Annotated in this window: 26 protein-coding genes; 14 read left to right on the top strand and 12 right to left on the bottom strand. The window is 56.3% G+C overall.

Translation table 11 applies throughout. From position 1 onward, the window contains the following. Nucleotide 1: 1 nt before the first annotated feature. Nucleotides 2-943, bottom strand: a complete 942-nt coding sequence (locus tag IE099_RS04765; protein WP_189567814.1) for a dihydrodipicolinate synthase family protein — start codon at nucleotides 941-943, stop codon at nucleotides 2-4. A gap of 75 nt (nucleotides 944-1,018) precedes the next feature. Next, a complete protein-coding gene (locus IE099_RS04770) occupies nucleotides 1,019-1,291 on the bottom strand; it encodes a PF20097 family protein (protein ID WP_189567816.1) in 273 nt (90 codons plus the stop codon). A 155-nt stretch (nucleotides 1,292-1,446) separates the two neighbouring features. Here IE099_RS04770 and IE099_RS04775 point away from each other — a divergent pair, with 155 nt between their 5' ends. Together IE099_RS04775 and IE099_RS04780 are read left to right on the top strand one after the other, a co-directional pair. Continuing rightward, the gene (locus IE099_RS04775) at nucleotides 1,447-2,967 is read left to right on the top strand and encodes a UdgX family uracil-DNA binding protein (protein WP_189567818.1); all 1,521 of its coding nucleotides are present in this window, start codon (nucleotides 1,447-1,449) and stop codon (nucleotides 2,965-2,967) included. Between the two features lie 93 nt (nucleotides 2,968-3,060). Next, on the top strand, nucleotides 3,061-3,729 hold the full coding sequence (locus IE099_RS04780; protein ID WP_189567820.1) for a dioxygenase family protein: 669 nt from the start codon (nucleotides 3,061-3,063) through the stop codon (nucleotides 3,727-3,729). Here the strand turns inward: IE099_RS04780 and IE099_RS04785 are convergent. Further along, nucleotides 3,726-6,356, bottom strand: a complete 2,631-nt coding sequence (locus IE099_RS04785; protein ID WP_189567823.1) for a VIT domain-containing protein — start codon at nucleotides 6,354-6,356, stop codon at nucleotides 3,726-3,728. The genes IE099_RS04780 and IE099_RS04785 overlap by 4 nt on opposite strands. After that, entirely contained in the window at nucleotides 6,353-6,697 is a 345-nt protein-coding gene (locus tag IE099_RS04790) for a PadR family transcriptional regulator (RefSeq protein WP_189567824.1), read from the bottom strand. The genes IE099_RS04785 and IE099_RS04790 overlap by 4 nt, the downstream gene beginning before the upstream one ends. Before the next feature lie 319 nt (nucleotides 6,698-7,016). Between IE099_RS04790 and IE099_RS04795 the strand changes: the two genes are divergently transcribed. Then, complete coding sequence (locus IE099_RS04795; protein WP_189567826.1) at nucleotides 7,017-7,898, top strand: sialate O-acetylesterase; 882 nt, start codon at nucleotides 7,017-7,019, stop codon at nucleotides 7,896-7,898. Here IE099_RS04795 and dgt read toward each other — a convergent pair. Next, nucleotides 7,878-9,161, bottom strand: a complete 1,284-nt coding sequence (gene dgt / locus IE099_RS04800) for a dGTP triphosphohydrolase (protein WP_189567828.1) — start codon at nucleotides 9,159-9,161, stop codon at nucleotides 7,878-7,880. The two genes, IE099_RS04795 and dgt, sit on opposite strands and share 21 nt — an antisense overlap. Nucleotides 9,162-9,317: 156 nt before the next feature. On the opposite strand from dgt, the gene IE099_RS04805 reads away from it, so the two are divergent. Genes IE099_RS04805 through pdxA form a run of 3 tightly spaced genes read left to right on the top strand, consistent with a single transcriptional unit; the run spans nucleotide 9,318 to nucleotide 11,838 of the window. Beyond that, nucleotides 9,318-9,560 (top strand): helix-turn-helix domain-containing protein, encoded by a 243-nt coding sequence (locus IE099_RS04805; RefSeq protein ID WP_189567831.1) that lies wholly within the window; start codon nucleotides 9,318-9,320, stop codon nucleotides 9,558-9,560. After that, nucleotides 9,557-10,837 (top strand): HipA domain-containing protein, encoded by a 1,281-nt coding sequence (locus IE099_RS04810; protein WP_189567833.1) that lies wholly within the window; start codon nucleotides 9,557-9,559, stop codon nucleotides 10,835-10,837. The genes IE099_RS04805 and IE099_RS04810 overlap by 4 nt, the downstream gene beginning before the upstream one ends. Continuing rightward, a complete protein-coding gene (gene pdxA, locus IE099_RS04815; RefSeq protein WP_189567835.1) occupies nucleotides 10,834-11,838 on the top strand; it encodes a 4-hydroxythreonine-4-phosphate dehydrogenase PdxA in 1,005 nt (334 codons plus the stop codon). The genes IE099_RS04810 and pdxA overlap by 4 nt, the downstream gene beginning before the upstream one ends. A 12-nt stretch (nucleotides 11,839-11,850) precedes the next feature. Here pdxA and IE099_RS04820 read toward each other — a convergent pair whose 3' ends face one another. Then, nucleotides 11,851-13,518 carry a PQQ-dependent sugar dehydrogenase gene (locus IE099_RS04820; RefSeq protein ID WP_189567837.1) on the bottom strand — a complete coding sequence of 556 codons (1,668 nt, stop codon included), beginning with the start codon at nucleotides 13,516-13,518 and terminating at the stop codon, nucleotides 11,851-11,853. A gap of 133 nt (nucleotides 13,519-13,651) precedes the next feature. On the opposite strand from IE099_RS04820, the gene IE099_RS04825 reads away from it, so the two are divergent. Then, entirely contained in the window at nucleotides 13,652-15,499 is a 1,848-nt protein-coding gene (locus IE099_RS04825; protein ID WP_189567838.1) for a sulfatase-like hydrolase/transferase, read from the top strand. A 90-nt stretch (nucleotides 15,500-15,589) separates the two neighbouring features. Then, nucleotides 15,590-16,045 (top strand): DUF2452 domain-containing protein, encoded by a 456-nt coding sequence (locus tag IE099_RS04830; RefSeq protein ID WP_189567839.1) that lies wholly within the window; start codon nucleotides 15,590-15,592, stop codon nucleotides 16,043-16,045. 25 nt (nucleotides 16,046-16,070) lie between these two features. On the opposite strand, the gene IE099_RS04835 is transcribed toward IE099_RS04830, so the two are convergent. Next, complete coding sequence (locus IE099_RS04835; RefSeq protein ID WP_189567840.1) at nucleotides 16,071-16,892, bottom strand: hypothetical protein; 822 nt, start codon at nucleotides 16,890-16,892, stop codon at nucleotides 16,071-16,073. Between the two features lie 170 nt (nucleotides 16,893-17,062). Here IE099_RS04835 and IE099_RS04840 point away from each other — a divergent pair, with 170 nt between their 5' ends. From IE099_RS04840 to IE099_RS04865, 6 genes are all read left to right on the top strand, one after another. Then, the gene (locus tag IE099_RS04840; RefSeq protein WP_189567841.1) at nucleotides 17,063-17,587 is read left to right on the top strand and encodes a gamma carbonic anhydrase family protein; all 525 of its coding nucleotides are present in this window, start codon (nucleotides 17,063-17,065) and stop codon (nucleotides 17,585-17,587) included. 21 nt (nucleotides 17,588-17,608) lie between these two features. Further along, nucleotides 17,609-18,085 carry a bifunctional nuclease family protein gene (locus IE099_RS04845; protein ID WP_189567842.1) on the top strand — a complete coding sequence of 159 codons (477 nt, stop codon included), beginning with the start codon at nucleotides 17,609-17,611 and terminating at the stop codon, nucleotides 18,083-18,085. A gap of 83 nt (nucleotides 18,086-18,168) precedes the next feature. Next, nucleotides 18,169-18,837: a MarC family protein gene (locus IE099_RS04850; protein WP_189567843.1), complete on the top strand. Its 669-nt coding sequence runs from the start codon at nucleotides 18,169-18,171 to the stop codon at nucleotides 18,835-18,837. Between the two features lie 93 nt (nucleotides 18,838-18,930). Further along, nucleotides 18,931-20,139 carry a M29 family metallopeptidase gene (locus IE099_RS04855; protein ID WP_189567844.1) on the top strand — a complete coding sequence of 403 codons (1,209 nt, stop codon included), beginning with the start codon at nucleotides 18,931-18,933 and terminating at the stop codon, nucleotides 20,137-20,139. A gap of 138 nt (nucleotides 20,140-20,277) precedes the next feature. Next, a complete protein-coding gene (locus IE099_RS04860; protein ID WP_189567846.1) occupies nucleotides 20,278-20,661 on the top strand; it encodes a cupin domain-containing protein in 384 nt (127 codons plus the stop codon). Between the two features lie 8 nt (nucleotides 20,662-20,669). Further along, nucleotides 20,670-21,386: a putative 4-mercaptohistidine N1-methyltransferase gene (locus IE099_RS04865; RefSeq protein ID WP_189567848.1), complete on the top strand. Its 717-nt coding sequence runs from the start codon at nucleotides 20,670-20,672 to the stop codon at nucleotides 21,384-21,386. Nucleotides 21,387-21,399: 13 nt separating this feature from the next. Here the strand turns inward: IE099_RS04865 and IE099_RS04870 are convergent, their stop codons facing one another. From IE099_RS04870 to IE099_RS04890, 5 genes are all read right to left on the bottom strand, one after another. Beyond that, nucleotides 21,400-22,194: a sugar phosphate isomerase/epimerase family protein gene (locus tag IE099_RS04870; RefSeq protein WP_189567851.1), complete on the bottom strand. Its 795-nt coding sequence runs from the start codon at nucleotides 22,192-22,194 to the stop codon at nucleotides 21,400-21,402. A gap of 175 nt (nucleotides 22,195-22,369) precedes the next feature. Next, complete coding sequence (locus IE099_RS04875) at nucleotides 22,370-22,690, bottom strand: hypothetical protein (RefSeq protein WP_189567853.1); 321 nt, start codon at nucleotides 22,688-22,690, stop codon at nucleotides 22,370-22,372. Between the two features lie 55 nt (nucleotides 22,691-22,745). Then, nucleotides 22,746-24,269 carry a thiamine pyrophosphate-binding protein gene (locus tag IE099_RS04880; protein WP_189567855.1) on the bottom strand — a complete coding sequence of 508 codons (1,524 nt, stop codon included), beginning with the start codon at nucleotides 24,267-24,269 and terminating at the stop codon, nucleotides 22,746-22,748. Between the two features lie 141 nt (nucleotides 24,270-24,410). Beyond that, nucleotides 24,411-25,172 carry a 3-keto-disaccharide hydrolase gene (locus IE099_RS04885; protein ID WP_189567857.1) on the bottom strand — a complete coding sequence of 254 codons (762 nt, stop codon included), beginning with the start codon at nucleotides 25,170-25,172 and terminating at the stop codon, nucleotides 24,411-24,413. A 59-nt stretch (nucleotides 25,173-25,231) separates the two neighbouring features. Then, a complete protein-coding gene (locus tag IE099_RS04890; RefSeq protein ID WP_189567859.1) occupies nucleotides 25,232-26,350 on the bottom strand; it encodes a hypothetical protein in 1,119 nt (372 codons plus the stop codon). Nucleotides 26,351-26,367: the final 17 nt, after the last annotated feature.

The following is a 26,367-nucleotide window of genomic DNA, read 5'->3' on the forward strand; positions in this document are numbered from 1 at the left end:
GCTAGTTGCCTTTTCCATCCCACTGGCTCCACCAATTGCGGAAGAGTTGCCACTGGGTGTGCAAATACTCACGCTGGCTATCACTCAGCTGATCAGTGCCATAGATTTGGTGGCGGTATTCTTCGTGACCCTCAAGCACCATCAGTTCCTTGTAATGAAGAACGAGGTCGGGCTGTTCGTCAAAAGTCGAAAGCACGGTGAGCGCTTCCGAAAGCTCCTGGGCCCACTTGCGCGCCTGCCCGTCGCCTTTGGCGGCCGCTTCGCAAAGCGCGACAAAACGAAGAATCTCTTTGGGCAAAGCGTTGCCGACCCCGGTGATCGCTCCTTTGGCCCCGCAATTGACGAACCCGTGATAGACCTGAGTATCAACCCCAGCCATCAGCGTGAGTTCAGGATCACCGCTGGTGATGAACTCAGCCGCATAACTCAGTGACTTTGCTCCGCCAAACTCCTTGAATCCAACCAGGCTCGGGAACTCCGCCCGCAAGGCGAAAAAGAGGTCAGCCTTGGTCTCGAAACCATAGTAGGGGCTATTATAGATGACCGCCGGCAAATCGCCTCCCGCCTGCAGAATCGCGCGGAAGTGCTCTTTCTGCGCAGCGGGTGAAGCTCCTCGGGAAAGAACCCGGGGAATGACCATCAGGCCGTGGGCCCCCACTTCCTTGGCGTGGGCCGCGTGCTCGGCAGCCAGCTTGGAGTTCTGCGCTCCCGTTCCAACCACCACGGGAACACCCGCTTCCACCAAGCGACGAACCCCTTCCTGACGCTGCGCATCAGTCAACAAAGGCCAGTCCCCCATCGATCCACAATAGACCACCGCCCGCATTCCCTGGGCGATGAGGTCCTTGGCAGTCGCCACGAGGGCGTCGTAGTTGATTTCGCCAGCCTCGTTGCAAGGCGTCATTAGGGCTGGAATACATCCTTGGAAAATGGGGTCACTCATATGTTCTACTCTGAGAGTTACCAGAGCCCCGCTTTCACGTCTTGTCGGAAAACCGAGTGCTTTCTCCCTTTTTTGTCAAAAGTGCTTCTCAGGCTCGTCGAAGAGATACAATCGGCAGCGGGGACAATGATGGGCCTGATAGCGGCAGCTGATGCTCGAGCGGGCTTTTGCGATATCCTTTCCGCCCAGCACCAGCATTCGCCAGCGCTCAACCTTCTCGGAGGCCCAACGAATGCGGGAGAAGGAACGGAACTCTCCAGATTCCATTTGAGCCGAACATTTCGGACAAGAAGGTCGACCTTCATCGAGATCGGGGACGGGAGGCAAATAGGGATTCTCTTCGTTCATTGCGACCGGGTTTCCCGTGAAACGCGTGAGAGGCTGATGATTGTCTCCTCGATGATGGGAATTTACCCTGATAGCAGGCGCGGGATTGCTCAAAGCTCCTCCTTGCGAAAGTGGCAAAGTGAAGGAACCTTGGGGCGGCTTTCCACCAATCCCACATGCAGACCATCACCATCTCCCCCACCCTCGCCAGTTGGCGGGAGGCTGCGCGGGAATTGCTGCTGAAGGGAATTTCCCCCGCCGAGATACTCTTTGAAGACGGCTCACAGTCTCCCTCCCTTTTCCTAACAGACGATGTGAAAGCCACTCCCGCTCCGACAGCAAAGGGCGAGGAACTCAGCCACTACGACCCCCGCATCCTTCCCCAGCTAAACATTCCCAAGTCCTTTTTGGATCTGGCGGAAATGGTGGCCTGCAATCGCGATCCGGAACGTTGGTCCCTCCTCTATCAAGCCGTACATCGCATCACCTTGGACCGCGAACGGCAGCTGCTGCGGGTCTCGACCGACCCCCTGACCCGGCGTCTAACAGAACTATCCAAAGCAGTGAGTCGCGACCGTCACAAGATGAAGGCCTTCGTCCGCTTTCGCAAAATTGGGGAGCTGGAGGAGAATGGCCGGGAACAGTTCGTGGCTTGGTTCGAGCCCGAGCACTTCATTGTCGAGTTGACCGCACCCTTCTTTGCCAAGCGCTTTGCCTCCTTCGACTGGTCCATCCTCACCCCCGACCGTTGCGCCCATTGGGATGGTGAGAGACTGGAGTTTACGCAAGGCGTTGAAGCCTCGCAGGCTCCTCAGGACGATGAGCTGGAGGACTATTGGCGGACCTACTATGCCAGCATCTTCAATCCTGCGCGGCTCAAGCTAAAGGCCATGCAGAGCGAAATGCCAAAAAAGTATTGGAAGAATTTGCCCGAAGCTCCCCTCATCGCCGACCTGACCTCGTCGGCCTCTCAACGGGCAATGAAGATGGTTGAAGATGGACCGAACACGACACGCAAGCATGTATCGGCGAAGGTACCGACCGGAGCCCAACACCCCGACACCGACGAGCTGGGCTTGGCTCCTGAAGAGGCTTTGGCCAAAGTCGCGGAACTCTCGATGGCTCAGCTGGATGCCGAGGCTACCGCTTGTCGTTATTGCCCGCTCTATGAAGCCGCTACCCAAACGGTTTTCGGAGAAGGCCCTCCCAGTGCACGAGTCATGCTGATTGGTGAGCAGCCGGGCGATCAGGAAGATATTGCCGGACGGCCCTTCGTTGGTCCTGCCGGACAACTCTTGGATCAGGCCTTACTCCAGGCCGGTTTGAAGCGCGAGGACCTCTACCTCACGAACACCGTGAAGCATTTCAAATTCAAGTCGCAGGGCCGCCGCCTCCACGAGCGCGCCAGTGCGGAAGAGATTCATCGCTGCAAGCCTTGGGTGCTGGCGGAGATCCTCAAGGTCCAACCAGAAGTGATCGTTCTCCTTGGCTCCACCGCGGCCCAAGCCTTGATCGACCCTAGCTTTCAAATTCTAAAGCAGCGCGGCTTGGTGAAAGAACTCACCCCTCTGGCTCCCACCGTTGTCGCGACCGTCCATCCCAGTTATCTCCTAAGACTCAAAGACAAGACCCAAACCGAAGAGGAAATGGCCCGTTTCGTCGCCGACTTGAAACTCGCGACCAAGAGTCGTTCCTAGCGCTTTCCAAAGCCGAACCGAGTGCAGGTTTACAACCCACAAGGTGCAATCTGAGCACTCGCTAAAGGCTACCCGCAATGCTACCTTATCCCAATGAAAGCGCCTTCGAACTGCACCATTTCATCCTGGGATCGCCGCCGTTTCTTGACTGGCATTGGGCTGGGGGCCAGCGCCTTTCTCACTCCGGGCGCCTTCGCGGAAGCTTTGCAACTAACCCCACGTCAGACCGAGGGCCCCTTTTTTCCGGACAAGCTGCCCCTGGATACCGACAACGATCTGATCATCATCAACGATTCTCTGACGCCAGCGGTGGGACAAGTGACCCATCTTTCGGGCGTCGTTTGCGACGTGAAGGGAAACCCTGTTAGAAATGCCTTGGTGGAGATTTGGCAAGTCGATGGCAACGGAGTCTACCTCCACAGCCAGGCTCCCAAGGAGAACCAGGACAAGCAGTTCCAAGGTTACGGTCGCTTTCTAACAGACTCGCAGGGACGCTACTATTTCCGCACCGTCAAGCCCGTGCCCTACCCCGGCCGCACCCCGCATATTCATGTCGCCGTCAGCCAGAAGGGCAAGCGAGTCCTCACCTCGCAAGCCTACATTATGGGCGAAAAACAGAATGAGAAGGACGGCATCTATCGTCGTCTCGGCGAAGCGGGACAGAAGCTGGTGACCGTCGACTTTCAAGCGCTACCCAAAAGCGAAACCAACGAACTGGTCGCCCAGTGGGATCTGGTGGTGGGCTTGACTCCGGAAGGTTAACTTCCGGACCGGCGACGGCGGGTTGCGGCCATGGTTCCGCCGATTAGGAGAAGCAGCCACGTTCCGGGTTCCGGGGTGCTGGGCACCTTGGGGGTGGTGCTGGGATCAACTGGTTCGAGCCCGTGGTCTTCAAACTGCTGAGCGGTCTCGAGGACGACAGCTCCCGAATAAGCGGTGACCAATTGATATTCGGCGGCGAAGGCGATGGAGTCGCGATCAGCCGTCTGCTGGCGGGAACCCGTGCGGACTTTTTCGGCCGCCCAATAGCGGGCCAGCTGATCCCACACCTTGACCCCGGCGATGTTCTCGGGGTTCGAATTGATCGCTTCACGGCTCCATTCGGCAGTGGTCCTAGGACCGCCTTTCACCAACTGGGTCAACCAAGATTGCAGATCGTCCAAGCCACCGGACAAGCGTGGTCCGGTCTGCACACACCGGAAGCGATGAAGCTTTTCCAAAAGACGATTTCCCCCGGGCCGAAGCGCCACGGAATAGAGCGGAACTTCCTCCCACCCTCTCTCTAACAGCTGAGCAAAAGATTCCTCGGAGGCGCTGCTCATAGGCTGGGGCCCATGCAGCCAGACCACCGCGCTCTCTTCCGCCTCGCGCGCCTTGCGCAGAGCCCATTCCAATGCCGGCCCATTGTCGCGGCCACCTCGGAAGCGATACTTGGCCAGCCCGTCGAGATTGACCCCATCGTCAGCAATGACGGTGGTGACTCCCTCCCCCAGACTCTCAAGCAGCGCCGTGAGCTTTTCCGCAAAAGGTCCCACACTGACCGAGCCATCCACCACCACGATGCATTGCTTCAAAGCCGGCTCCTGATCCTCCACCCATTGCCGAGTGAGCTGCTCCTCCCCTTGCAAGGCAAACGGGTCGCGACACCAGACTACGGGAGCGGGAGACTTCGCGGTCGTGAGAAAGGCTCCTTCCTTGAGAAAGGAATCAGAAGTCAGACGCAGCTGGAGACTCTGCCCCGGTCCATCGCGATGGGAGGCGGTCTTTCCTTGATAAGAAAATGGATCAGGCGCTTGCACCCAAACCGCGGTCTCGAGGTCGGGCTCGATTCCAAAGTTCCGCTCTAACAGCATGGGCATAGCCACTTTGCCCTGGTGCAAGGGTGCCGTCATTCCGATGCGAATCTTGATCTCACCTCCGTTGGGCGGGACGGGAAAACATTGCACCAACACCCGGCCCGGTCCGCTGGCAGTCACCAGAACGGGATCGCGTTGCTGCACCACAGCCACCGATTGATAAGCGGCACGCACTTGGGACTTGCTGGCAAAGGCGGCCTCCCGAGGTTCGCCATTGACCCAAAGTGTGACCCGCGAAACCACCCCCTCCTCGGGAAGAAGCACTTGCATGCGGGCCTCTTGGGCATTGCGATTTTTATTGCGGAAAACCAAGGTCCACTCCTGATAGGCCAGCGCGGAATTGCCATCGAGGTGGCCGTCCATTCGCGAGTCCACGAGGTCCAGCCCGCTGATCCGCACCGCGACCTCTTCCCCTCCGAGGTGCTCATCCCATTGGAACTCGCTCCAGTCGCCCCGATCGGCTCCCATGAAGGAGGCCTTGGCCACAAACTTAGGAGGCGGGACCGCATTGAACTGCTTTCCCGTCACCCGATAAAAGACCGAACGAACCTCGCCACTGTCGAAATCCCGGAACGGCTCCTGCCATAGAAAAGGGAGCATCAACTGCCAGCCATCCATCAGCCAACCGGAGATATCGGTCGACATCGTCGTGCCGCGATTGCCCTCGTAACACGCGCGCAGCAAGGTTTTTTCGCTATGCCAAAGACGCAGTTGCGACACTCCACTTTGGGACACTGATTCCTTCTGACTCAGCGAGCGCTCCAAGGCCACCCGGGTCCAGAGGGAGGGAACCTCGAGAATCAGTATCATCGCAATCGCTCCGAACAACCCCCGCTTCCACCAGGTCTTCCATTCCGCAGTTCCCCATCCGCTCTGCCGGCGAGTGATTCGCCGAGTTGCCATGAAACTGAGAACGGGAGTGAGCGAAATCAGCCCCATTCCAAAAGCTAACAAGGCCATGAAGGAAATAGGAACCAAAGGAACAAAAAGAAGGGCGTAAAAGGCACTAATCCCCAGGGAAGCCCCCGCCGACAACGCCCGCCATCTGGGCTCCACCTCACGCGAACGCTTGGACATGAGCCACCAATTGGAGGCGACGACGAACGCGACCAAAAGAACATGCCACCAAGTCCCGAGGGGGTCGAAAAAGACGGAACCACAGAACCCGGTCAAGAGCTCCAACCCGAAAACACCCAATGGGAAGACCACTCCAAAAAGAACCGTGAAAGCCGAGAGCGCACCGTGGGCCAGGGCTCTGGACTTTTTCGGATAGGATGCGAAGTCCTCTGTCGAATCGGTCTCCGGCATTCCCCCCAATCGAGCAATCGCCAAATCTACGCGCGAATGCGTGACCATGCGGCTACCTTCTCCAGCCAACTCTTCTAACAAATGGAGGGTGAGGTCCTCGCGCAAATCGGTGCCTCCTTCTTCACCCAAACAGTCGGCCTTTACGCGTGCGTTCAAGAACCGGTCCCAACGCTCGCGCGCAGTCGCGGTCCACTCCAAGCCACTCCATTTCAGTTCCTCTCTCATTGCTTATCTCCTTCTTCCAAAAGTTCCAATCCCGCCACCAAGCCGTCGAAGTAGACGCGCATCGCCTGGGCCTTTTTCCGGCCTGGTTCAGTGAGGGCATAATATTTGCGCGCCGGCCCGGACTCGCTTTCCACCAATCTGGTCTCCACGAACCCCTGTCGCTTGAGCCGGGAAAGCAAGGGATAGATGGAGCCCTCCGCCACATCGACACCCGGCACGGCAACCAAGCCTTTGACCAACTCATAGCCATAGCGCTCGCGACTCTGCAACGCGGTCAGGATGAACAGCTCCAGTACGCCCTTGCGCACCTGCACCGTCCAATTGTCAAAGAAATCTTCCATTGCCTGTTCCTTCTACTCTTTACCGGACGGTATCTTTCAATGCAAGGTATCGTTTTAAAGCAGAAATTTTTTCACAAAGAGGCTCCAGACCTTTATATTTCGCCTTCTCTTAATGAAACTGGTTCATTTTTCCATTGCCAAGAGGCGGAATTCTTCGTCCCCTGTTAGGTAGAAAATGAATTAATTTGGTTCGTTTTCGCTGAAAAACCCATTTCCGCAGGCAATCTTCCGGCGTCATCATTTGGTCGTGGTGGCGTCGGGAGATTCCATTTTTTACAGAGAGAAAGGTTTTGACCCTGGCACGCGTTTTCTAGCCGACATGCGCAGCCTCTTTCTCAGTTTCCTTCTTTTCGGAGTTTCGGATTCCTTCGCCGAACCGGTGAAGGTCTATCTTTTGGGCGGTCAGTCCAACATGCAAGGTTCCGGAACTCTCGGGACCATTGAGGGTGAGTACCCTAACGAGATTCCAGGCTGCCAATTCCACTCGAAAAAAGGCTTGGTTCCATATCAACCGGGAAAAATCGCGACAGCTGGAAATGTGAAACGCTTTGGACCGGAGCTCGGCATGGCGCTCCAGCTGACTGAGAGCGAAAAGCCCGCGGTCTTCATCAAATACGCACTTGGCGGCATGCCTTTGCACCCCGGCTGGGATGGGAACAAATGGCTGGGCGAACCAGTACAAGGGGGGCGACGTAATTTTTTTCCCGGACTCACCGCCGAGGATCCGAAGCAAGGGGCTCTCTACCAGAATATGCTTCAGGAATTTCGTGACGGACTCGCTGCGGTGAAGGCGGCGGGAGACGAACCTGTGGTAGCAGGGTTCTTTTGGATGCAAGGCGAACAAGATAGCAAGCACGAGACATCAGCAACCAGCTATGCCCAGAATCTCGCACTCTTGCGTGATCGTCTGCAAGCAGACCTCGGCTTGACGGACAAGCTGCCCCTCGTCTTTGGACAGGTTCTCCCGCATGAACCTGCCTTGGCTCGCTTTACCCATCGCGATGAAGTTCGCCAGCAAATGGCCCATTCCGATCAGAATTCCGGAACGCCCGAGGCCATCCCGATGGCACGCATGGTCTCCACCGACGGTTTTTCCCTCCTCAAAGACACCGTCCACTACGATAGCAAGGGGCAGATGCAGTTGGGAAAGGCCTTTCTAACAGGTCTGCGTTCGCTGGACTCAGACCAAGTCGCCGATTGACCCAAAGCCAGGCTCGAACAAGCGACGATACATCCGCACGGTTGAGCCATCCGTCATCCCCGCCAGGAAATCGCAGATCAGTCGCGCGCGGGCGGCTTCATTGGGAGCGGCCGCGATCTCAGCTTCGTCCGCTTCGCGCAAAATTGGGAAGGCTTGCCCATCGATACTCTCGCCACGCACGTAGCGCGTCTCTAACAGCTCCCATAATTTCCGCAGGACGTAGCTCCCCTTGTGCTCGAGTTGCTTGAGCTCGGGAGAGAGGAAGACGACCTCGAAGGCGAGCTTCTTGAAGAGAGCGCTCTCCGCCCGCACCTCCTCGGTGGTGGCCACCCCGAAACGATACCGGTTGGACTCCGCGCTCATGAAGTTGGTGGTCTCGATGAGACTCGCGGACTTGATATAAGTCCCGATGCGAGCTCCCGCAAAGGAGTCCACCCGGCCACGTCGCATCGCATTCTTGAGGTCCCCAAGCGGGGTGTTGTCCGAGGTTTCCAGACTGTTCTTGTCCGCCCAAGCTTCGAGTTTTTCCACCGTCAGAAAACCGGCGCGAGTCGCGTCCGCGAGGTCGTTGAGTGAGTAGGCAGTGTCGTCGGCCCAGTCCATGATGGCGCATTCGACGGACTTAAACCCGTTACGCTCTTTGCCAACGGTTAGCTCGACGGGAAAGTCGCGCCCCCCCATCACGAAATCGAGATAGTGGCTTTGCTGGTCGTAGACAAAGTGATGCTCGGGCCGCTCGTCGCCTTGAGAAAGCTCGCTCCAGAGCGATTTGTATTTGAGCACTCCATCCAAGAATGCCCGCGAAGGATCCATCCCCATGCGCTTTTCGCTAAAGATGCGCTCGGTCAGCAAGCGCAGGGTCTGGGCATTGCCCTCGAAGCCGCCATAGTCGCGCATGAAGTGATTGAGCGAACGCTCACCCGCATGGCCAAAGGGAGGATGACCCAAGTCGTGGGACAAACAAACCGCTTCAACTAAATCGGCATCAATATAAAAGTCATCCGAGAGAGCCTCGCTGGACTTCTGCAACCAGTCGCAAATCCCCCGTCCAATCTGCGCTACCTCCAGCGAGTGAGTCAGCCGGGTGCGGTAGAAATCATACTCCCCGCTCCAGAACACCTGGGTCTTGCTCTGCAACGAGCGAAAGGCCGGAGTGTGCAGCACGCGGTCGCGGTCGATCTGGAACGTGCTGCGATAATCCTCCCCCGAGGACTTCCCCGACAGGCGTTCCCGGTCAAACTCGCGATAGAACTGGTTCTTCAAGCCCCCAACTTGCCCCGCCAGAGCCCATCTGAAAACCCCATATTCCGTCGGAAACTGCCGCATTCAATGTAGCCAAACGCCCACATCCCCCACAAAGAGGCCAATCGACCACTTTTTACCCTTTGTGTTCAATCGCCAACATGTTATTCTCTTTTCATGAGAATTCGAACTTCCGAGCAAATCGGGCAACTCATCCACCGCGAAAGGCGTCAGCGACAGTGGACTCAACAACAATTGGCGGACAAGGCGATGGTCGGGCGCGAGTGGATCATCGCAGTCGAGAAGGGCAAAAACAATCCCCAGCTAGACCTCCTTCTAAGGACGCTGACCGCGCTCAATCTTGGGGTCCAGATTACCTCTCTTCCTAAAAATCCTCTCGATGAGGTTCTCTCACCATGAAGTCGGAGCTGGTCATTCTTTATCAGGGCGATGAGGTTGCGCGACTGCAATACGAGCGTCAGAGAGACAAACTCAACTGGGTTTATCAAGACGACTGGTTCCGGTCGGAGCAATTCTTTCCGGCTTCGCTCTCCCTTCAGCAGAGTAGTGATTCGGATGAAACCATTCGCCATTTTCTCAAAGGCCTTCTCCCCGACAATCCCGAAATTTTAGCCTCTTGGGGGAAGCGATTTCACGTCTCTCCCCGCAATCCTTTTGGCTTGTTAGAAAACGTGGGAGAAGATTGCGCCGGAGCCCTTCAATTTGTGCGCCCCGAAAGGACAGAGCTGATTTTAAGCGGCAAATTGGACCAATTGATTCCACTCAACGACGAGCAACTCGAGAAACGAATCAGCGACCTCAGGATGCAGGAGCAAGCCATCCCGCTCTTCGACTCCGAAGGCCATTTTAGTTTGGCTGGGGCTCAAACCAAAGACGCCCTTCACCTCAAGGAGGACCAATGGCACCGCCCGCTGGGAAACATTCCGACCACCCACATCCTCAAGCCTCAACTGCGCGAATACGAAAACCACTCTCTCAACGAACACACCTGTCTTGCGCTTGCCAAAGGGTCGGGCCTCCCCACCGCAAAGAGTTTTCTAACAACAATCGGCGTGGAGGAAATCATCTGTGTGGAGCGATATGATCGACAGAGGCTGCGCGATGGAACGGTCACGCGGATTCATCAGGAGGATTTTTGCCAGGCACTCGCGATCGATCCGGAGAACAAATACCAGAATCAAGGAGGTCCTACCCCCAATCAAGTCATCTCCCTTCTGAGCACCTATTCCTCGTCTGCGGAGACCGACATCAATCACTTTCTCCAAGCCTTGGCCCTGAATTGGGCGATCGCGGGAACGGATGCCCATGCCAAGAATTATTCCATCCTCCATGCCCCGGGCGGATTTCTTCGACTCGCACCGCTCTACGATTTGGCGAGTTACCTCCCCTACCGCGACCCCAAATCCCGGAAAACGAAAATGGCGATGAAGTATGGGCACACTTACCACTTGCACAAAATCGACCGCCGTCAATGGGAGACCTTGGCTGCGGAAAGCAAACTGAAACCCAAGCGGGTCCTCCCGCTCGTGAGCGAATATCTGGAAAAGCTTCGCGAGGAATCCTTGCCTACCACCCACGCTCTGATAGCAGAAAAACACGCCTGCGATTTCCTTGATATCCTGGTGGAGCAAATCACCGCGCACACCAACGAATGCCTCGATAGCCTTGCCGTATGAAACTCGCCCTCACCATCGGAGACCCTGCCGGAGTCGGACCAGAACTCGCGCTCCAAGTCCTTGCCAAACCGCTCGCGGGCACAGTTCCCATTCTTGTGGGGAGCGCCGAGCTTTTGCGACGGGTGTCCGCCGCGACGGGCCTTCCCTGCGACGCGCCCGTGGTGAGCAAGGAGGAATTCCTCGCCAACCCACCCGAGGGGCCGGCCATCCTGGATCTACCGCTCGACGGGCTCTCCGGCTTGCAACCCGGCGCACCTAATTCGCTTTCCGGACAAGCCGCCTATCACTGGTTCACCGAAGCAATTGATCTGACCTTGGCAGGAAAGTTCGATGCCGTGGTCACCTGTCCACTCTCCAAGGAGGCTCTCCACATGGGCGGACACCTTTACGATGGTCACACCGAGATTCTCGTCGAACGCTCGGGCGCGAGCCGTCATGCCATGATGCTGACCGCTCCCGAGGTCACCGCCACTTTGGTCACCACCCACATTGCCATTTCGGAAGTCGCGGCCCAACTGACCATCGAACGAATTTGCGAGGTGACCCGCCTCACTGCCGCCGCCTTGCCTCTCTGGCGAGCGACAGCCAGTCCGCCGCGCATCGCAGTGCTGGGCCTCAATCCCCATGCGGGAGAGAATGGTCTCTTTGGCGATGAAGAAGCCCGCCTCATCGAACCGGCGATGGAAATTTTGCGAGCGGAAGGCATCAACCTTGTAGGACCGATGTCCGCCGACACCGCCTTCATCCCCGTCCTGCGCAAGGACATCGACGGCTACATTGCAATGTATCACGACCAGGGACTCATTCCCCTCAAGACCCTCGCCTTCGACGAGGCCGTCAACGTCACCCTCGGCCTCCCCTTCATCCGCACCTCGGTCGACCATGGCACGGCCTATGACCTCGCCTGGCAAGGGACTGCGCAAGTGACCTCTCTCTACGCCGCCTGCGATGCCGCGCTCAGACTCGCTGAAAAGGCCAAGCTGTCCAAAATTTCGGGCTAGAAGTTTCGGCCGCTATTCCTTGTGCCCTTCCGGGGCGAGAGAGAGAATTGCGTCTACCATTTGGCTGACCTGCTCCTCGTTGTATTGAGGGTTGGGCGGCATGGGAACTTCCCCCCAGACTCCCACGCCCCCCTTGATGATCTTTTCGGCGAGAAGCTGGGAGGCGTTTTCATCATCGCGATAGCGCATGGCAACATCGAGGTAGCGCGGCCCCACGGACTTCACTTCTGTCTGGTGACAGGACAAACAAATCGCCTCACCCAAAAGAGCGTAACCGGGATGCTTGGGATCGATCCCCTTCAAACGTGGATCGGCCTCCTCTGTGACGCTGTCCTGGGGCTCGCTTCCGAAGGTCACCTTCTTTAATTTTCCATCAGTGCCATCATACCAGACCGAGCTGTATTCGAGGACATACATGGCACCGTCCGGCCCCATCTCGACGTCGGAGGGATGGACAAATTTCTTGCTGTGGAGCCAGTCCTTCTTCCACTCGAGAGAGCCATCGTCGGCCACCTTGCTCAACTGCATGTGACCATTGTTCCAATCATAAGTAATCAAACAACCATCCAGCTCCCGAGGCAACTTTGCGTCAGACTCGGGATAGTCGTCATAGTGATAGACTGGACCGGCACAATAAGAGGAACGGGGAGCGAACCAGAAGGGCTCGCGCGCGGCGGGGAGTTCCTTCAGACCGGTATTGAGGCGGGATTCGTTGACTGGTTTTTCCGGATCGAATTTTTCCCCCACCTCTTCGGTGGCAAAGTCGAAACGAGCATAGGCCTTGTTGTCCGCGACGAAGTAGGGCCAACCATAGTACCCAGCAGTAGCTGCCTGATTGATCTCACAATATCCATTGGGGCCTCTTTTGCCTGCCTTGCGCGCATCTGGGCCCACATCGCCCCAGTAGAGAGTGTCAGTGCGCTGGTCGACCCCGATCCGCCACGGATTGCGACAACCCATGGCATAGATTTCAGGGCGGGTTCCTTTTTGCCCTTTGGGGAAGAGGTTGCCCTCGGGTATCGCGTATTTGCCATCAGGAGTAGGACGGATACGCAATACCTTGCCGCGCAAGTCGTTGGTATTTCCCGCAGTCCGCTGGGAGTTGATCGACTCGTTCCCTTTTCGCTCATCCAAGGGCGCATAGCCGCCGGATTTGAAGGGGTTGGTGTTATCTCCCAGCGAGAGAAAGAGATTTCCTTTGCTATCAAAAGCCAAGGACCCGCCCTCGTGGCAAACCCCTTCTTCCCGGCTCTGGGGAACCTCCAGCATCATTCTTTCATCACTCAATTTCCCTTGCTTGAACGTGAAGCGGGATAGGCGATGCACTTCGGGCTTAACTGGTGAGTAGAAGCAGTAAACCCACCCGTTCTTCATAAAGTTTGGGTCAGCGGTCACTCCCAGCAAGCCCGTCTCGCGCGACTTGCCTCCTTGCTTCACCGAAACTTCAAACTCTTCCACCACCTTGGTCTCGCCACTCTTGGGACTATACCACTTCAGCGCGCCTGTTCGCTCTGCAATGAAAACATCCCCCGTCGGCAAGACCGCTATCTCCATTGCATCGACAAAACCTTCCGCCAAAGTCTCGACCCGGAAGTATTCGTCGGCAGGAACGTCGGCAACAACCAGGGGGGAAGAGAACAAAATTCCCGTCAGGGAAATGTAAGATGACAGCTTGAGCATAAGGACCACAATTTGCGACACCTTGGGTCGAAAAACAAATCCAATCAAACACTTGCCGAAAGACGTATAGCGAATTTAATCAAAACTTCGATAATCCTGCAAAAGGATGGCCGTAACCACCATTCCCATATCAATGAAAAGTCTCTTCATTCTACTTCTCGCCGCAACCTCAAGCCTATGGGCCGCAGAACGACCAAACATTCTCTGGATCACCTCTGAAGATAACGGGAAGGAATGGTTGGGCTGCTACGGTAACGAACAAGCCAAGACACCCAATCTGGATTCTTTCGCCAAGCGTTCTGTTCAATTTCAAAACTTTTTCTCCAATGCGCCGGTTTGCGCGGTGGCGCGCTCAACGATTCTCACTGGCGTCTACGCTCCCAGCCAAGGCTCCCAGCACATGCGCAGCCGACATGCCATCCCGTCCAACCACAAGCCCTACGTCAGCTATTTGCGCGAGGCGGGTTACTACTGCAGCAACGCTTCCAAAACGGACTTCAACTTCATCATCAATGACAAGGCCGTGTGGGACGAGTGTGACGGCAAAGCCCACTACCGGAACCGCGCCGAGGGCCAACCGTTCTTCTCCATTTTCAATCTCACAGACTCTCATGAAAGCTCGCTCTTTCCAGATCGAATCGCAAAGAACCGTGAGAATGGTCATATCCCCCCCACCCCCCGTCTCTCCCCGGAGGAAGTCGAAGTGCCACCATACCTGCCTGATCTTCCGGAGATTCGCTCCGACTACGCAGTCTACAGCGACACCATCACTCACCTGGACCGCAAGATTGGGAAGATCCTGAGCGAGCTCGAATCCCAGGGTCTGGCCGACGACACCATCGTCTTTTACTTCTCCGACCACGGCGGCATCCTTCCCCGCGGCAAGCGCTACCTGAAGGACACTGGAGTCAACGTTCCCCTGCTGGTTCATGTTCCCGAAAAATGGAAAGCCCTGTCCCCGTTCACCAACGGCTCGGTCACCGAGGAGAAGGCAGCCTTCATCGACCTTGCTCCCACCTTGTTTTCCATGCTCGGCATCGAGATTCCGGAAATCATGCAAGGCCGCGCGATTCTCGGCGAGAAGCGGAAGCCCGCTCCCGAATATGTCTTTCTCTACGCCGATCGCTTCGACGAAATTTACGGGATGCGTCGAGGCCTAACAGATGGCCGTTGGAAGTATATCCGCCGTTTCACACCCCACCTTCCTGCCGCGCCTTACAGCTATTATCAATTTGGCCAAGACGGTTGGACGGCATGGAAAAAGGCTTGGCAGGAAGGCAATCTGAGCGAAGAGCTTTCCCGCATCTGGGAACCCAATCAAGAAGTGGAGGAACTATTCGATACTCAAAGCGATCCGTGGGAAGTCAAGAACCTCGCTCAGGATCCCGCTTTTGCCGAACAGTTGAAAACGATGCGTGAGGCCCTGGCCGGGCAAATGGCAACCATCGCCGATACCGGCATCATCCCCGAACCCATGTTCCCGGAACTGGCGAAGAGCCAACCCATCGCCGCCTACGCCCACTCCCGAATTGAAGAGTGGCCCGACCTAATCGAGCTGGCCTTTACCGCCACCAAGCGCGACGAGACCCAGCTTCCGCTCCTTATTGAGAAACTGGCTTCAAAGGATCCTTTGGAACGCTACTGGGCCTCGCAGGGCTGCCTCATCCTTGGCAAAAAGGCCGCGCCCGCCGAGGAAGCGCTTCGAGTTCTCCTCGCTGACCCATCATCTGCCAACCGCGTCAGTGCCGCCCAGGCTCTGGTAGTCATGGACAAGCCTGCGGAGGCCTATGAACTTTTGCTCACGGAGCTCAACAAGGAAGGGAACGAATACGCACAGCAAAATGTCGTCAATGTTCTGACCCAGCTCGATGCCCACGACAGAATCCCCGACGAATGGGTCATCAAGTTTAGCAAAAAGAAGAAAGCCGGAGCCTACGTCAAACGCCTCGCCGAAATGCTAGCAGAAGAACGCGGGCTCTAAGGACCAATCTTTGACCCGAAGGCAAGGTCGGACTCGGCCCGAGAGAAACTGTCCCTTGCGCGCAGGCAAAACGGGTCGATAATCTGCGCGATGAAAAATCAAGAGGACAGTTTGGCGGAAATCACAGGAATTGGGACGGATGAAAAGCCCTCTGGAGCTTTTCTCCCCTATCCCACCTCCACTCTTTCACCATCCATCGTCCCGAATGACCTCACGTCATTCAAGTCGCGCGGGGTCTCCCAAGTCGAGCGCGACTTGCAGCAAAAGCTGGTAGAGATCCGCGAACAGTATGTCTCGGCCATTACCCACTTCAACTGGAACAAGTTGGCCTACGAAGCGGACATCAACTTCGAGCCCGTAGTGGGCCAGACCTATTACCTCTACGAAGCCCGAGGACGAAATCTCCTCTCGATGATATCCCCTGACCAGTGGTTTCAGAAACACTTGGCTAGCTTGAGACTCAACTACGATCGCCAGTTCATCTTGGAGGAATTGGGCGAAGGAATCGAAGAGCGTGAGCTCTTTGGCACCACCGACGAGGCCTAGGCTCCAGCCCCGAGTGGCGCAGCCTCTAACAGAGGCGGATCATATCTTTTGCAAACTGCTTCCAGAGGAAAAAGAGACCTCTGACTGAATAGCGAAAATGTCCGTCGTTGGTTCGCTCGATAATTCCGTGCTGCAGATTGTGCTCAATCTGCACCCGCATCTCCTCTTCGATTTCATCTTCCAGATTTTCGGGATCCGGGGTTGTTAGGTCGTCATGGGTGACCTTCATCTTCGCGAGAAAGCTCTGATGGTCCTGGAGCATCAGGTGGAAACAATTGCGCTCACAGGGGACGTGCTTGCAGTGGAAGCCGGGAGGATTTTTCAGCGTGGGAGAAAAAGGAAAATTGGTAGTGCGAAAGATGCGCCCGTCTTCAGCGCGGGACGTGATTGCCAAGAAGGCGAAGGCCACATTGTCTTGCTCACACAGACAAACGGTGGCGACAGCTCTTTCTTCCGGGTTCCAATGCAGGCGGAAGTACTGCTCCATCCCAGCCCACTTCCAGGCCGAGTCCCCGACATGCTCGAAGTGCGCATCGGACATCGCGGCTAGGGCCCGCGAAGCATTGGGAAAAAACTCATCCTCCGGTGGATCGCGATGTTGCAATTGATTGTCGATCGGCAATCGCATTTTTCGAACCCGGGTCAGCAACTCAATCCATGGGAGAAAGAACCAACCCAACACGGCCAGCATCCCCGCCCAGATATTGTGAGTTAGGAAATAAAGCGCCAAAAACGAGGCTACCAGAAAGACCAAGGCCCCCAACTTACGGGTCCAGTTTTTGCGACAGGCACGAAATGCCGCCGCAAAGACGACCAATCCCACCACTACTAAAACTTCTCTTGCCATACTTTCACTCGTGGAACCTTCCCCCCGTGTCTACGAACCAAATTTGTGCCGAAATGCCTTCCCGTCTAGTAGTCATTTCAAATTTTTACCAACAGGGCGCAACTCCTTCCGCAGAGCCGGGCTCCGCAACCCAGCCTTGCATCTTTCCGACCGTATGGAAAAGGTAGGCCATGGCCATCGAACCCTTTGACAACATTGAGCCCACTCTTGGCGAGGGAGCTTTTGTCGCGGACAGCGCAGACCTGATTGGCCGCGTCACTCTCGGCAAGCAGGCAAGCATTTGGTACAACGCCACTTTGCGCGGCGACATCAACGAAATCATTATCGGCGACTATTCGAACGTGCAGGACAATGCCGTCCTCCACCTCTCCGACGACCTGCCTTGCGTAATTGGCAACCATGTCACGGTGGGGCACTCCGCCATCGTGCACGCCGCCACGGTCGAAGACGGAGTCCTCGTCGGCATGGGCTCCATTATCCTCGACGGTTCCGTCATTGGCGAAAATTCCATCGTGGGGGCTGGTGCTCTGGTGACCGGCAACACCATCGTGCCCCCCAACTCCCTGGTGCTGGGTTCCCCCGCCAAGGTCGTGCGCACCCTCACCCCCGAGGAACAGCGGGCAGGCCGGGATCTAGCCGAAAAATACGTGGCCCAGTCCCGAAAGTTTCTCGCCCGCGACGCCAATCCCTCCTAAGAAAGCCGCCCACCGCGCCCCATGAAAGTCGAGCTCATCCAAGTCGAACCCATCGCCCTCCTTCCCACCCAGGCCGGCTGCGCCGTCTTTCTAGGCGACGGTAAGAAGTCCATTGTCTTCTACATCGAACCCGCAATCGGCGCCTCCATCAACGCGGTTCTCTCGGGCCAGAAACCTCCCCGCCCGCTAACCCACGACCTATTTGTGCAGGTTCTCGGGGCTTTTGGAGCACGAGTCACCCATGTCATCATCAGCAAGGTAGAGGACGAGATCTTCTACGCCCATCTCCATCTCTCGGCTGAAAATGAGATCATGGAGAAAAAGATCATCGACGCCGACGCCCGCCCCTCCGACTGCATCGCCCTGGCCGTGCGCCAAGAGGCCCCCATCATGTTCGTCAAATCCGTCTGGGACCAACAGCCCGACATGACCCACGTATTGGAAGAGCTCCGCAACGAAGGCATGACCGACGAGGGTGGAGACGACATTCCTTTCTAACATCTCAGAAAGAACCGTCCGCAAAACACCACCCCGGACAATTATTCGGTCGAGTTCTTTCATGAATCTGAGAGGCTCCCCCCATGCTCTCACTCGCATTCCTGCTCATCATCGTCATCGACCCTTTCGGGAACATGATTGCAGTCAACGCAATGCTGAAAGATCTACCGCCCAGGACACGCCTCTTCGTGATTTTGCGCGAAAGCATCATCGCCTTCAGCCTACTCCTCATGGCTGCCCTAGTGGGTAGCACCGTGCTTCAACTCCTTGGCCTCGACCGCTATTCTCTCAGCATTTCGGGAGGGATTGTCCTGTTCCTCATCGCCCTCGGCATGCTCTTTCCCAACCGCAAGATCGGTGACGAATCGACCGACGGCATTCCTCTCATCGTTCCCATCGCCATGCCCCTCATCGCTGGCCCCAGTGCCATCTCGATGGTGATCCTCTTTGCCCAAAACCACCCCAAACCCGACGTCGTCCTCGCCGTTTTCCTTTCCTGCCTGGTCTCAACGTCCCTTCTGGCAGCCGGTACCCGCATCTTTCAGTTTCTCGGAGTGCGAGGCTCAATGGCACTGGAACGACTAATGGGCATGCTCTTAATCCTCATCTCAGTTCAAATGATTCTCGATGGCATCGACGAGTATCGCGAGATGCACCAGCAACCTGCCAATGCGGTCACACCGTCCATCTCGTCGACACAAGCCCCTCAAAATCAGCTTGATTCCCGAATCTTCGCCAAAGCGACTTTTTGAAAAAGGCAGAAACGCCGAGAGCGACACCGCACTACAAAATCGTGCAAAAAGTTCACTTGCGCGGCAAGAGTTTGGTTTTACGGTTCATCTGTCATGTCCAATCAATCGACTTCCGCGCTGCCGGGATACCTTGCCGAAGAAATTCTTCTCAATCCCGAAAAGCGGGAATTCCCTCCCTTTGACCTTTCCCGCCTTCTTGGAACTGTCTTCAAACCTACTCAAGGCTGCAAGGTCTGCATTCTTACTGATTTCGAAGACCCCAAGGACCTCATCAAAGACTTCGCCTTTCTCGGCGAAGAAGGGTTCGAGGTTCAAAAGAATGCCTACAAATATTTCTACGAAGGACTCAAGGAAGGAGTCCTCGACGAGCTCGGCATAACCGGTGGCGAGATGTTCGCCTACCGCTACACCTACGGCTCCAATCTCGATATGGCCGATGAGGTCTGGGACACCGATGGCAACCAGCTCTCTTTGGATAAAGACATCTACTCGGTCTACGACATCGTCCTCTGCATCTCCACTTGGTCCGCCACTGCTCCCCTGACCGCCAAGTGCAAGGAGTTCAACTTCCGCGGAGCCACCATGCACGGGATGAACGACGTCATCCTCAGCTCTGGACTGGCTGTCGATTACGAAGAGGTCTCGGCCGATGCGGAAAAGATCCGTCTCGCGATGACCAGGGCCGACTCCATCGAGATCGACTTTGAGCTGGAGGACGGAACCATTCTCACTGCGGACCTCGAGCTCGGAGGTCAGGAAGCGCAGAAGTCCCACGGTCTCTGCCAAGGCACCAAGCCCGACATTGCCAACCTCCCGGCAGGAGAAATCTATTACGTGCCCAAAAATGCCAACGGCAAGTTTCCCATGAAATATGAAGACGGCACCCTCGGAGTGCTCGACGTCGTCAATCGTGACGTCGTGAAGTCCACTCTCATTGAGGGGAATCAGGCTACCATCGACGAGCACAACGCGCGCCTCGCCGACGATCCGATGACAGGCACCTTGGGTGAGCTCGGCTTTGGCACCCAGGTCCTCCCCGTTTCCTATCAGGATATTCAGGATGAAAAGGTCCTCGGCACCTGCCATCTCGCCACCGGTCGCGACGACCATCTCGGCGGAGACATCGTGCCCGACATGTTCAAGAAGCACGAGAACTCGACCCACGACGATATCCTCTTTGCCCCGCACAAGACCCCCAACTTCAACGTCAAGGAGGTGCGCATGAATCGCGGCGATCAAAAGGAAGTCATCATCGAAAACTTCCGCCCCAGCCGCTTCATCATCGACGCCATCGCGAGCTAGTTCTAACGAAGATTTCTCAAACAATAGAGGGCACCAAGGACTCGGAGTTTTTGGTGCTCTTTTTATTCCAACTGCTCAGTTTGTGCGCCGCAGTCCTTCCCGATTGTCACCGCAAGCCATTTCACCAAAATTCCTATTATGTCTGAAACTCGCTTTCACAAAGTCCAACTCGACGAACTGCCCGAGGTTGAATGCTGCTGCGGCACAACGCGCCGCGGCTTTGCCGACCTGCCCGATGCCCCCGCCTCGATTCATCTCTTGAAGGTCAAGGACGAGCCCACTTCTCACTATCATCAGAAGACTGCGGAAATTTATCTCATCCTGGAGGGGGAAGGATTTTTGGAACTCGATGGCGAGATGATTCCGGTCAAGCCCCTCTCATCCGTGCTCATCAAGCCCGGTTGTCGCCACCGCGCGGTGGGCCAGATGACCCTCGTTAACATCCCTGTCCCCAAGCACGACGACAACGACTTCTTCTACGAGGACGATGCCGTGAAGGATGGCGAAGTTCCTGTCCACTAAACCATTTCATGAACATCTACGAAACCGACAAGCTCCTCGCCGAGTATCTCCTCTTCCACTTCGCCCAACCCGAAGAAATCCTTCCCTGGGAGTTCGGACCCCGGGAAGCACTCGACTATCCGGTGCGCGTCGCCAATCACTTTTCCGAAGGACAGGTCGCCCGTGGCCTGGACGTCGGATGCGCGGTTGGTCGCTCCAGCTACGAGATGTCCCGTAGCTGTGAGGAAGTCATCGGCATCGATTTTTCCCACGCCTTTGTCGCCGCGGCGGAGGAGATGAAGTCGGGCTCGCGGACCATCCCGCGCTTGGAAGAGGCCCACCTCAATACCGAGCTCACCGTCACCTTGCCCGAGGGCTTGGAGACTTCGCGCTGCCACTTCGAGCAGGGCGACGCCATGAACTTGCGCGCCGACCTCGGCACCTTCGACCGGGTGCTGGCTGCCAATCTCATCTGCCGCTTGCCCGAGCCGCAGAAGTTCCTCGATCGCCTTCCCGAACTGGTCAATCCCGGTGGCGAAGTTGTGCTGGCCACCCCCTGCACCTGGTTGGAAGAATTCACCCCGCCCGGCAACTGGCCGACGGGTAGCACCGTTGAATGGTTGAAGGAAAAACTCGGGAAAGACTTCGAACTGTTAGAAGAAGTCAACGAACCCTTCCTCATCCGCGAAACCGCCCGCAAATTCCAGTGGACCGTTGCGCTAGTAACCAAGTGGAAGCGGCGCTAGGCTGTCCCACCTTCTAACTGCCCGTGAGTTCGCGCCAAGCTTTGATCGAAGCCTGCAAGCTCGCCTTCTTGTCGCCTGGAACGTTGTAACATTGCAGACCCACCGGCCCCGTGTATCCAATCTTTTCAAGAGCGTTTAGCAAGCGCTCTTGAGGGAAGGTCCCTTGGTCGAGAGACCGAATAAGTGTCGCCCAATCTTTTCCATCCAAGTCCGCACCATTGGTACTCACTGAGAAAAGGCGCGGTCCAGCTTTCTCTATCGCCGCCTCCAAATCGTCGATGCTCTCACTGCGCATGAAGTGGCAGAGATTGAACATCACCCCCAAGTTCGGATGATTCACTTCTTCAACCAACGCCAAGGCTTGATCCATTGTCGCGATGTCATCGCCGAAATGAGGATAGAGAGCGACTTTAATATTCAACTCGGCCGCCATGGCAGCTGTTTTTCGAAGAGAATCGACTATCTCGGGAGACTTTTTCTTCACCGTCAATTCGATGAATCCCCCGTTGGCAAGTGGCTGCACCGCTTGAGGTTTCACCGGTTCATCCGTGGCCGGCATGTAGACACTGAGAACCTTCAGCCCGGCTTTTTCATAAACCTCCACTCGTTCGGCCAAGCCCTCGTCGCGACCATAGATTTGGCTGATACCATCATAGCCCAACTCCTTGAGCAACTCGGCTTCTTTCTGGTGAGAGAGTTCCGGCAGCCCGTTGAAAAAGGCATAAAACTCGGGCGCAAATTCCTCCTTGCCCCATGCGGGTGAGAAGAGGGAAAGAAAAAGACTAAGGAGAAGGCAATGGATTTTCATTCAGCTAGGTAATGTCTCCTACCTATGAAAATGGACAAGCGAGTTCCAGTTTTTGCTTCTGGTATCTCCCGCCTTCTGGGAGACATCGTTTTCCGTCGCACAGGTTTTCGTCGTTGCGGGAAGAGTTCTTCGTCGTTCACCGCTAGAATACTGGCCATGCCTTCATGAACGGGCCCTAGTATCTGCGATAGCTGTCGCGACGGTCGTATCCGCGGCGGCCGTAGTGGTCGTCATAGCCACGGTCGCGATAGGGTGAGCGGTGGTGGACCGCATGAGCTCGCTCGGCTTTCTTACGTTTATCCTTTTCCTGAGCATAATGGTAAAGGGATAGACCTGCGATCCCAGCAGCGACCAAGGCTGTCGTTTTAGGGACATCGATTCCCCCGGATTGGTTGGGGTATCCTCCCCCACCATAGCCATTGTTGCTGTAGTAAGGATCACTTGCACAAGAAGCAAACAGGAGCGCCACACAGGCCAGACAGGTTGATTGAATCACTTTCGCCTTCACAAACCAATGGACGGAGGCATTTCGGATTCTATTCGAAAAAAATCTATCGCTTCCAATCAGCCCAAAAGGCCTCGGTCTGCTTCGCACTGGGGAACACCTCGACCACACTCGTGCCGGGTTCCAAGTTCTCGAGACAATCCACGTCCTCGCGACAGGAGATCTTGTGATAGGCCAGCCCCCACATCGCAGCCCATTGTTCCAGGATGCGACCGTGGGGAGTCGTCATCCAACCCCGCGCCGCCTCACTCATTCCACCCAAGCGCGGCAAGCGATCGAAAATGCGGCCTCCATCATTGTTCAAGACCACGAGAACACGCTCCTCCTGGGCGACCTGACCTAACAAATAAGGTGCAGCCAAATCATACAGAGTGGTGACATCGCCGAAGAGCCCCCATGCCTTTCCTTCCTCCACGGTAGCTCCCAACCAGGCAGAAAGCTGTCCGTCGACTCCATTTGCTCCGCGACACGCGCGCACCAGAGTGACGGGGAACTCCCACTGGGCAAAATCGTTCCATTCGCGAATGGGCAAGCTGTTGCCCAAGAACACCGAGTCCGCTTGCCCCGCATAGAGCGAGAGTTCGCGCACCAGTGCCGGCTCGGAATCGGGGTGAGCTTCCAACAGTTCATCGCACTGACTGTAACGACGGCGGCTGGCGGGAAAGTGCTCCAACACATCGCCCACCTCATCCACTTCGCCCAGCCCCTTGACCACCCGGGCAGGCTCTCCAACGATGACTTCACTCGCCCGCGCCAAACCCGAAAATCCAGAGCAGGTGATCGAAAAAACTTCGACCTCCGGCAAGTTCTCCAAGTCGCGCCAAAAGCGCCCCACCGGCACTTGGCCAATGCGCAAAACTTTCCCCGGTGGATTTGCCTTCAACAGACGGTCTCCATCAACCAATTGCAGTTCCCCCAGAGCCTCGCGCAAACCACTGGCCGCATCTGCCAAGACTGGAGCGCCAAGATTCTGGCAAAAATAAAACACCTCTTCCCGGTCCTGCTCGTCCAGCCCTCCAACCATGACAACAAGTCCCTTGAAAACGCCTTTCCGCAACCACTGGGCCAAGGGCGCGACATTGAAAGAGCTGCGATCCAGCATGAATTCCTCCAACAATCCCGGCGCACCCAAATCCACATCCTCCTCCATCGGCAAGTTCAAGTGCAGAGGCCCTTTTCCTTCCCAAAAAGAGATCCGGCTCGCCGCATAGTCGCCAAAGATGCCCTCTTGCTCAATCGCTTGGGGAGCGCCCGTGCCCCGATAATGTTCCGGACGATCGGCGGAGATCACGACCAACGGCCGCTGCTGATAGAATGCCTCAATCACCGCAGGCAACAGCTCGGCTACGGCCGTGCCACTGGTGACAACCACTGCACAAGGCTCGCCCGTCACCATGGTTCGGCCGAGGGCAAAGAAGCCCGCGCCCCGCTCCTCGAAGTGCGAATAGACCTCGGCTCCCTCAATGCGGGAGATCCACTCCAGCACCGGCGCGTTGCGCGCGCCTCCACAGACCACAAACTGCCGCACCCCTCGGGCGAGCAATTCTTCCAAATCCTTCGCTATCTCCATCGCGAGCAATCAATCACAGGCCGATGGGAATGCCGATGGGAAAGAATTGGAAAAGAGAAAAACGAAGGGGCCCCAACTCGTGGAAACCCGTCCTCCTTTCCAAGCCCTGCACGCCAGGCCTCTCCCACCGCAATGAATCGCTTACTCCTTTTCAGGCTTGGGAAGTTCGAGCAATTCGATTTTGCGAAACTCAATAGGCGCACTCTCGGCTTGCAGGGAAATCGTACCGCCCTCGAGAAGAGTGCCATCATTTTTCTGAGGATATTGATACTCGAAGACTACCTCCCCATTCACGCGGTGGATGATCTGCTCGCTTCCATGGGCTTCAATCTCAACCGTCACCCACTGATCTCCATGAAAAGTCTTCGAGCTGGAGGTGATGCAGTGATTCGTATCGACCTTCCCATTGAAGAAAATATGAGTTTCGGGAGTACAAACATTGGCTGTTGGACGATCCTTTTTCCCGTCGCCTCCCATCAACTGGACCTCAATGCTCAAGGGAAAGTCCTGATCCTTCTTCATGCTCTCGGCCGACTGGCCATGAATCATCACCCCATTGTTGCGCCAAGCCCAACCGGGGCCTCCCGCGACCTGCTCGCCCACGAAACGGTATTCGACCCGCAATTTGTAATGAGAGTATTCACTCTCGTAGAACAAGTGCCCAAACATGGAGCCCCAATCCTCATACTCGTCGTAGCTGACCTTGAGCACGCCATCCTCCACCCGGAAGGTGTTTTTGGGATTTTCGCCCAGATCATACCCCTTGAACTTGGGAGTCCAGCCAGACAAATCCTTGCCGTTGAACAGGCTCTTCCACACCGGGCCCTCGGCCTCTTTCGCTTCTTCTCCCTGACAAAAAACGGCGCCACCCAAGACTAATGCGAATACTGTAATTGCTTTCATGATAAAAAGTTTACTGAAGCAGCAAGCGCCAACATGCAGTAAAATTACGGGAAAAACTTCTATTGCCCTCGAGTCAACTTCAACTCCTTCAGCCAATCGCTCAAGTCTGGATCGAGATCCCAACCGAGCCGAACGGAGTGGATCGACTCGGGCTGCACCTCGTTCAAGGGAATGATCCCCCGGGTCACCCAGCCAGAGACCACTCCGGCACTTTCGAAGGCAGTCATCTTGTTCAACGGCAGCTTGAAATTCTCATCAGTGGGAACCAAGCGCTTGCCTTCACTATCAATAAAGGAAACCAGAAAGTCCCCCTTGCCAGCTCGAAAAAGCTTCGATGTCGAGGAATCGTAAGGCAGGAGGAAAAGGCGAAAGTGCAATTGCCCTCCGGTCTCTTGGAAAATGATTTCGCATTCCAGATCACTACCAGCGGTCGATAGGTCGCTCCGCCAGATCATGTAGGACTTATTCTCCTCCTGCGAAGCCGCTCCCGTGGATGAGCCATAACTGCCTCCGCGCCGGGTCGCCTCCGCGACCATCTCGTCTGCTCCTTGCGGAAAGGCTGGGAGCTCGCCGCTTTCGCTATCGCCTCCCAACTTGCTGGGATCGACCAAGGCATCCGCCCCACCTGCCCCCGCAGCCAGATTGCCACTTTCGTCCAATACTGCAGCCAACCCTTCGTCGTCCTCGGTTCCGGACTCAGGGCGATTCTCCTCCAGGTGGCCGAACTTCTCTTTCAGGAGTTTGTTGCGTTCTTCAGGGCTTTTTCCCTCCGCTCCCACCGACTCTGCTAGGGCCACACTCTTCTCCACCGCACCCTCTACCGCACCAGCGCCCGCTCCCCCCGGGCCAGCCTCGCTCGCTTCCTCATTCGCTGCCACTGCTTCCTCGACCGGCGGCTTTTTCGACTCGCCTTTCACGACGCTCTTCACCTTTTCCAAGAAAGTCTTCTTCTTGGGCTCGACCGATTCCGTGCCATCTCCCGGCACCCCTTCATCGACAAGTTCCTCATCCTTCCGATCGCTGCCCCAAATGAAGAAAACGACTCCCAGCAGCACCACCAGAGCCAGCAGCAAGCCGGTCATGATGGGCAAAATCCTCGTCACACACCCAGTGCAGCCAGCCAGCTTTGACTTCGGCTCATCTTCGGGATCGACATCGATTAGGGGCGGCTGTTCCATGTCCTTAAGTTAACTAA

It is taken from the genome of Roseibacillus persicicus (genome assembly GCF_014651675.1).
GTDB classification, from domain to species: domain Bacteria; phylum Verrucomicrobiota; class Verrucomicrobiia; order Verrucomicrobiales; family Akkermansiaceae; genus Roseibacillus; species Roseibacillus persicicus.

Excerpts from the sequence above, each read along its gene's own strand:
- IE099_RS04835 (WP_189567840.1), bottom strand. The coding sequence starts at position 16,892 with ATGGCAAGAGAAGTTTTAGTAGTGGTGGGATTGGTCGTCTTTGCGGCG.
- IE099_RS04865 (WP_189567848.1), top strand. The coding sequence starts at position 20,670 with ATGAACATCTACGAAACCGACAAGCTCCTCGCCGAGTATCTCCTCTTC.
- IE099_RS04825 (WP_189567838.1), top strand. The coding sequence starts at position 13,652 with ATGAAAAGTCTCTTCATTCTACTTCTCGCCGCAACCTCAAGCCTATGG.
- IE099_RS04860 (WP_189567846.1), top strand. The coding sequence starts at position 20,278 with ATGTCTGAAACTCGCTTTCACAAAGTCCAACTCGACGAACTGCCCGAG.
- IE099_RS04770 (WP_189567816.1), bottom strand. The coding sequence starts at position 1,291 with ATGAACGAAGAGAATCCCTATTTGCCTCCCGTCCCCGATCTCGATGAA.
- IE099_RS04845 (WP_189567842.1), top strand. The coding sequence starts at position 17,609 with ATGAAAGTCGAGCTCATCCAAGTCGAACCCATCGCCCTCCTTCCCACC.
- IE099_RS04850 (WP_189567843.1), top strand. The coding sequence starts at position 18,169 with ATGCTCTCACTCGCATTCCTGCTCATCATCGTCATCGACCCTTTCGGG.
- IE099_RS04765 (WP_189567814.1), bottom strand. The coding sequence starts at position 943 with ATGAGTGACCCCATTTTCCAAGGATGTATTCCAGCCCTAATGACGCCT.
- IE099_RS04785 (WP_189567823.1), bottom strand. The coding sequence starts at position 6,356 with ATGAGAGAGGAACTGAAATGGAGTGGCTTGGAGTGGACCGCGACTGCG.
- IE099_RS04805 (WP_189567831.1), top strand. The coding sequence starts at position 9,318 with ATGAGAATTCGAACTTCCGAGCAAATCGGGCAACTCATCCACCGCGAA.
- IE099_RS04810 (WP_189567833.1), top strand. The coding sequence starts at position 9,557 with ATGAAGTCGGAGCTGGTCATTCTTTATCAGGGCGATGAGGTTGCGCGA.
- IE099_RS04840 (WP_189567841.1), top strand. The coding sequence starts at position 17,063 with ATGGCCATCGAACCCTTTGACAACATTGAGCCCACTCTTGGCGAGGGA.
- IE099_RS04880 (WP_189567855.1), bottom strand. The coding sequence starts at position 24,269 with ATGGAGATAGCGAAGGATTTGGAAGAATTGCTCGCCCGAGGGGTGCGG.
- pdxA (WP_189567835.1), top strand. The coding sequence starts at position 10,834 with ATGAAACTCGCCCTCACCATCGGAGACCCTGCCGGAGTCGGACCAGAA.
- IE099_RS04795 (WP_189567826.1), top strand. The coding sequence starts at position 7,017 with ATGCGCAGCCTCTTTCTCAGTTTCCTTCTTTTCGGAGTTTCGGATTCC.
- IE099_RS04820 (WP_189567837.1), bottom strand. The coding sequence starts at position 13,518 with ATGCTCAAGCTGTCATCTTACATTTCCCTGACGGGAATTTTGTTCTCT.
- IE099_RS04780 (WP_189567820.1), top strand. The coding sequence starts at position 3,061 with ATGAAAGCGCCTTCGAACTGCACCATTTCATCCTGGGATCGCCGCCGT.
- IE099_RS04890 (WP_189567859.1), bottom strand. The coding sequence starts at position 26,350 with ATGGAACAGCCGCCCCTAATCGATGTCGATCCCGAAGATGAGCCGAAG.
- IE099_RS04855 (WP_189567844.1), top strand. The coding sequence starts at position 18,931 with ATGTCCAATCAATCGACTTCCGCGCTGCCGGGATACCTTGCCGAAGAA.
- IE099_RS04830 (WP_189567839.1), top strand. The coding sequence starts at position 15,590 with ATGAAAAATCAAGAGGACAGTTTGGCGGAAATCACAGGAATTGGGACG.
- IE099_RS04790 (WP_189567824.1), bottom strand. The coding sequence starts at position 6,697 with ATGGAAGATTTCTTTGACAATTGGACGGTGCAGGTGCGCAAGGGCGTA.
- IE099_RS04870 (WP_189567851.1), bottom strand. The coding sequence starts at position 22,194 with ATGAAAATCCATTGCCTTCTCCTTAGTCTTTTTCTTTCCCTCTTCTCA.
- IE099_RS04885 (WP_189567857.1), bottom strand. The coding sequence starts at position 25,172 with ATGAAAGCAATTACAGTATTCGCATTAGTCTTGGGTGGCGCCGTTTTT.
- IE099_RS04775 (WP_189567818.1), top strand. The coding sequence starts at position 1,447 with ATGCAGACCATCACCATCTCCCCCACCCTCGCCAGTTGGCGGGAGGCT.